Below are 5,768 nucleotides of genomic sequence, written 5' to 3'. Positions count from 1 at the left end.
GGACCGACACGGTCCCGGGGGCCTCTTCTCATACCTGCGGGGAAGGAACGGGGACCGGCTTGCGCCGACGGCCGACCATCCACCCGGCGAGTCCGCAGCCGAACCCGGTCATGGTCGCGCCGACACCGAGGAGCGCGACGAACGCGATGGCGTAGAGAATGTTCTCGTTGTCGTGCGCCCGCTCACGCACGGCGTCGGCGGGAATGGTCCCGCCCTTGCCCTCCGGCCCGAAGTAGCGGGAGTCCAGCGAGTTGACCCGGTTGTCACCGAGCAAGAACAGCCGGCCCTCCGGCACCTTCACGTCGTAGACCATCCCGTCCCCGGACGGGTCGCCCCCGGCGACGTACTTCTCGACGAGCGGTGTGCCGTTGAGGAACACCTGCCGGCCGTCGCAGCTCACCCGGTCGCCGCCGACGCCGATCACCCGCTGCATGCCGATCTCATTGCTGTCCGGGATGCCTGCCGACAGATCGAAGAGGACGATGTCTCCGCGCCGCACGTCCGCCGGGTCGATCTTCTCGGTGAAGACGCCGTCCCCCCTGCCGTAGGTCGGACTCATCGAATCCCCGCCGACCCTGTGGCCGCCGTACACGAACACCCCCGTCAGCACCGCCCCCGCCAACAGCAGTATCCCCACGGGCAGCAGCACCCACCCCGTGATCCGCAGTCCCGCCCCGGTCTCATCCGTCCCACTCCCTGGTTCTCACTCACCCGCCCGCTCGCGAAAGGGCAGGCCCCACGTGATCATCCGCGCAAGGCCCGCACCCTGCCCGGGGCGGGTGTCAGCCCCGCCCGGACCGTTTCCGAGCGGGTTGTCGAGGTCGGAACCGGCCGAATCCCGGGCTGGGCGGACTGTGGGCCGCTGCGCTGATCGGTGTAGATTCGTGACCAGCCAGACGTCGCTGCTGATGGCGGTCGGGCGGTCCCACGCGGGCCGGCCGAGGGAGAGAGGGCCTCCGACGACTGCACCGCGGGATCTCCCGGGCATTCGTATGCCCGCACGACCCCAGACGCGGTGTCAGGCGCTTCAAACGACCCTCGAACCCGATCCACGAGGAGCAGCCCAGTCATGACGACTGCCGCCACCCAGCAGGACTTCAAGGTCGCCGACCTGTCCCTTGCCGCCTTCGGCCGCAAGGAGATCACGCTGGCCGAGCACGAGATGCCCGGCCTGATGTCGATCCGCCGCGAGTACGCCGAGCAGCAGCCGCTCGCCGGCGCCCGTGTCACCGGCTCCCTGCACATGACCGTGCAGACCGCCGTCCTCATCGAGACCCTGGTCGCCCTCGGCGCCGAGGTCCGCTGGGCGTCCTGCAACATCTTCTCCACCCAGGACCACGCCGCCGCGGCCATCGCCGTCGGCCCGAACGGCACCCCCGAGGCCCCCGCCGGCGTCCCGGTCTTCGCCTGGAAGGGCGAGACCCTGGAGGAGTACTGGTGGTGCACCGAGCAGGCCCTGACCTGGCCGAACACGCCCACCGGCGGCCCGAACATGATCCTGGACGACGGCGGTGACGCCACCCTCCTCGTCCACAAGGGCGTCGAGTTCGAGAAGGCCGGCTCCGCTCCGGACCCGTCCACCGCGGACAGCGAGGAGTACGGCCACATCCTCCGTCTCCTCAACCGGACCCTCGGCGAGAACCCGCAGAAGTGGACCCAGCTGGCGTCCGAGATCCGCGGCGTGACCGAGGAGACCACGACCGGTGTCCACCGTCTGTACGAGATGCACCAGGCCGGCACCCTCCTCTTCCCGGCGATCAACGTGAACGACGCCGTCACGAAGTCGAAGTTCGACAACAAGTACGGCTGCCGCCACTCCCTGATCGACGGCATCAACCGCGCCACCGACGTCCTCATCGGCGGCAAGACCGCGGTCGTCTTCGGCTACGGCGACGTCGGCAAGGGCTGCGCCGAGTCCCTCCGCGGCCAGGGCGCCCGCGTCATCGTCACCGAGATCGACCCCATCTGCGCCCTCCAGGCGGCGATGGACGGCTACCAGGTCGCGACCCTGGACGACGTCGTCGAGACGGCCGACATCTTCATCACCACGACCGGCAACAAGGACATCATCATGGCCTCCGACATGGCCAAGATGAAGCACCAGGCCATCGTCGGGAACATCGGCCACTTCGACAACGAGATCGACATGGCCGGCCTCGCCAAGATCGAGGGCATCGTCAAGGACGAGGTCAAGCCTCAGGTCCACACCTGGAAGTTCCCCGACGGCAAGGTCCTGATCGTCCTCTCCGAGGGCCGTCTGCTGAACCTCGGCAACGCGACCGGTCACCCGTCCTTCGTGATGTCGAACTCCTTCGCGGACCAGACCCTGGCCCAGATCGAGCTCTTCACCAAGCCGCAGGAGTACCCGACCGACGTCTACGTGCTCCCGAAGCACCTCGACGAGAAGGTCGCCCGCCTCCACCTCGCGGCCCTGGGCGTGAAGCTCACGACCCTGCGCCCCGAGCAGGCCGCCTACATCGGCGTCGAGGTCGAAGGCCCGTACAAGCCGGACCACTACCGCTACTGATGCCGGGACCGACGGCGCCCGTGCACTGACACACGCCCGTCCCGGTCACCCGTAGAGGAAAAGGCAGGCCCCCGCACCCCCGTGCCGGGGGCCTGCCCCGTCTATCGCCCCAGCAAGCACCCCGAGGACCCATGCCCCGCGGCCGCTATTCGCTCCATGATCCGCACGATCACACCCCCCTCGGTGAAGAGCACTTCAACTGCGCGCCCGGTCCCTCCGGCTGGCGCTACGTCTCACAGACCACCACCCCCTCCGGCGAACACGCCGGCTCCGTCGACCTGGCCATCGACGAACTCGGCCGCCCCATCCGCCTCGAACTCCACGCCGCGAGCTGGCAGGTCCGCGGCGCCGCCCTCGACGGCGTCACCTGGGTCCGTACCGACCCCACCGGCACGCATGCCACGGAAGGCAATGTGCGCGCCCATGCCTTCACCGGCACCTCACCGGCGTTCCTCGTCGCGATCACGCGACTCCTGCGTCTCACCCCCGCTTCCCCCGCGACCCGCGTCCGGCTCGTCGCCTTCACGGATCCCGTGCTCGCCCCCCTCACGATCGACCAGTCCTGGGCCCTGGTGAACAGTGAAACGCACGCCACTGACAACGGCCGTCTGATCGTGGACGAGTACCAGGTCAACGCCCTGGACACGGGGGAGCAGCACACGCTCCACATCGCCGGCGACGTGGTCCTCTCCGCCCCCGGCATCGAACTCGAAGCCCTCGAGACCCCGCCGTCCGTCTGGCCCTAGGCCGGCGGCGCGAACCCGGTCGACGCGCCCGCATCACGTACCTCCGACGCAACGACAGGCGGCGCCACGGGCCCGACGGCGGGAGGGACGTTCTCCACCTTCGCCGCCGAAGCCGCGCTCACCGGCTGCACCACGGGAGCAACGAACCCGGGCAGCTGCCCGCCCCCGCCCTGCCCCGCCGAGGCGAAGGCCCGACGAGCCTCCCGAGCCTGCCGCTCGGCGACCACCCCGGCCAGATACGCCGCCGCGGGCACACCCGGCGGGGGAGGCGTTCCGGTCCGTGCGACCAGCTCATCGGCAAGCCGCTCCGAGAGCCTCCGCCCCACGCCCGGGTCCAACTGCCGCATCCGCGTCAGGTACTGCCGTATCTCCAGCCACAGCGCGTCCGGAACCGCCGACAGATCCAGCTCGGCGAACCGACCCACGAGCCACGGCGGAGGAGGGGGCACGACCGCGCTCCGAGCCGCCGGCACCCGCTCACGTACGACCAGCGTCCCCGCGAACACGTCCCCGATGCGCCGCCCCCGCTCCGACACCAGCGAAGCGATACAGGCGACGACCCCGAACGTCATCAGGATCTCCACGACCCCCATCGCCCCGCGCACCAGCGCGTGCCGGAACCGGATCGGCCCCCCGTCGTCCCGCACCACCCGCAGCCCGCAGGCGAGCTTCCCCAGCGACCGCCCGTGCGAGAGCGTCTCCACCGCGATAGGCGCCCCCACCAGCACCAGCAGGAAGGACGCGATCGAGATCGCCATCTGCGCGGCCTCGTCCAACGAGGCGGTGGCCATCGCCAGCCCCACCGTGATCAGCAGATAGACCGCCCACACGGCCAGAAGATCGAGGACCAGCGCCAGCGCCCGGCTAGGCAGCCGCGCCGGTTGCAACCCCAGTACGACGGCATCCCCCGTCACAACCCCGCTCACGGCGCCCACCCTTCTCCGACCTTCCCGACCCCTTGGTACGACAGTCTGCCAAGCTGACCCGCAGCGCGCCGCAGTAGTACGGACCCGTACGCACCCAGTGCCTGGAGCAGCAGCCGATCATGGACCTCGACGTCTACGTCACCGCCCACCGAGCCGAGTGGGACCGCCTCGACCACCTCCTGCGTCGAGGCGGAAAGCTCAGCGGCGCCGAGGCCGACGAGCTCGTCTCCCTCTACCAGCGGACGGCCACCCATCTCTCGCTGATCCAGTCCGCCGCTCCGGACCCCATGCTCACGGCCCGGCTCACCCAGCTCGTCGCCCGCGCCCGCGCCGCGGTCACCGGCACCCGCCGCTCCTCGTGGCGCGACGTGACCCGCTTCTTCACGGCCGGCTTCCCGGCCGCCGTCTACCGCTCCCGCCACTGGTGGGTCCCGACGGCCGTCCTCTCCATACTCGTCGCGGCCGTCATGGGCTGGTGGATCGGCACCCACCCCGAGGTCCAGTCCGCGATCGGCGCTCCGGCCGACCTCCGCGAGATGACCCGCCCGGGCGGCCAGTACGAGACGTACTACTCGAGCCATCCGGCGGCATCCTTCGCCGCCCAGGTCTGGACGAACAATGCCCAGGCCGCCGCCATGTGCCTGGTCCTCGGTGCGTTCCTCTGCGTCCCGGTGCTCTGGATCCTCTTCCTCAACATGCTGAACCTCGGCGTGGCCATCGGCCTGATGTCCTCGGCAGGACGCCTCGACATCATGCTGGGCCTGCTCATCCCGCACGGCCTCCTCGAACTGACCGCGGTCTTCGTCGCCGCCGGCACCGGACTGCGCCTCGGATGGACCCTGATCGACCCCGGCCCCATGACCCGTCGTTCCGCCCTCGCCCAGCAGGGCCGCGCGGCCGTGGGAATGGCGATCGGCCTGGCCCTGGTGCTGTTCCTTTCGGGCCTCATCGAAGGCTTCGTCACCCCGTCGGGCCTCCCGACCTGGGCGCGCATCACCATCGGCGTCGCGGCTGAACTGGCATTTCTCGTCTACGTCTATGTCCTGGGCGGCCGTGCGGCCCGAGCGGGTGACACGGGCGATCTCGAGGAGACCGACCGCAGCGCGGCCCTGCCGACGGCTGCCTGATGTGCGGACCACCCCGCTGACCTGCTAGTCTCCTCCTCGCCCACAAAAACCGTTGACACGGTCCGCGTGGGGAGGTAGATTTGAACGGTTGCCTCGGACTGGACAAGTTCGAAGGCCAGCAGCTAGAATCTCTCTCGCTCCGGTCGGGAAGTTGATTTCCACGGAGCCATCCCGATTACTTATTCGAATCACGAAGCCACCGATTAGGTCGGCCGAAATGAATCTGATAAAGTCGGAATCGCCGGAAAGGGAAACGCGAAAGCGAAGAACGGACTGGCAGCCCGCTCCAGCGGGTGGCAGAAACGGAAATCGGATCTGCTAAGCTGGAAACACGAAAGACCGAAGGGAAAGCCCGGAGGAAAGCCCGAGAGGGTGAGTACAAAGGAAGCGTCCGTTCCTTGAGAACTCAACAGCGTGCCAAAAATCAACGCCAGATTAGTTG

General features: G+C 69.1%; 6 protein-coding genes. 3 read left to right on the top strand and 3 right to left on the bottom strand.

Annotation, left to right across the window (positions count from 1 at the left end; all coding sequences use genetic code 11):
• Positions 1-28: 28 nt before the first annotated feature.
• Positions 29-649 (bottom strand): signal peptidase I, encoded by a 621-nt coding sequence (gene lepB, locus ACFC0D_RS37965; RefSeq protein ID WP_376446536.1) that lies wholly within the window; start codon positions 647-649, stop codon positions 29-31.
• A 420-nt stretch (positions 650-1,069) separates the two neighbouring features.
• On the opposite strand from lepB, the gene ahcY reads away from it, so the two are divergent.
• Positions 1,070-2,527, top strand: coding sequence for an adenosylhomocysteinase (gene ahcY / locus ACFC0D_RS37960; protein WP_376446533.1), 1,458 nt, complete (start codon positions 1,070-1,072; stop codon positions 2,525-2,527).
• Positions 2,528-2,658: 131 nt separating this feature from the next.
• Positions 2,659-3,273 carry a hypothetical protein gene (locus tag ACFC0D_RS37955; protein WP_376446530.1) on the top strand — a complete coding sequence of 205 codons (615 nt, stop codon included), beginning with the start codon at positions 2,659-2,661 and terminating at the stop codon, positions 3,271-3,273.
• Here the strand turns inward: ACFC0D_RS37955 and ACFC0D_RS37950 are convergent.
• Positions 3,270-4,199, bottom strand: a complete 930-nt coding sequence (locus tag ACFC0D_RS37950) for an RDD family protein (protein ID WP_376446528.1) — start codon at positions 4,197-4,199, stop codon at positions 3,270-3,272. The two genes, ACFC0D_RS37955 and ACFC0D_RS37950, sit on opposite strands and share 4 nt — an antisense overlap.
• 119 nt (positions 4,200-4,318) lie before the next feature.
• On the opposite strand from ACFC0D_RS37950, the gene ACFC0D_RS37945 reads away from it, so the two are divergent.
• Complete coding sequence (locus ACFC0D_RS37945) at positions 4,319-5,326, top strand: stage II sporulation protein M (protein WP_376446525.1); 1,008 nt, start codon at positions 4,319-4,321, stop codon at positions 5,324-5,326.
• Positions 5,327-5,529: 203 nt separating this feature from the next.
• On the opposite strand, the gene ACFC0D_RS37940 is transcribed toward ACFC0D_RS37945, so the two are convergent.
• A partial coding sequence (locus tag ACFC0D_RS37940) for a hypothetical protein (RefSeq protein WP_376446522.1) occupies positions 5,530-5,768 on the bottom strand: 239 nt, incomplete at its 5' end.

The organism is Streptomyces sp. NPDC056222 (assembly GCF_042264065.1).
Taxonomy (GTDB): Bacteria; Actinomycetota; Actinomycetes; order Streptomycetales; family Streptomycetaceae; genus Streptomyces.
The sequence above is the reverse complement of the archived record's forward strand: the minus strand, read 5'-3'. Positions and strand labels throughout refer to the sequence as shown.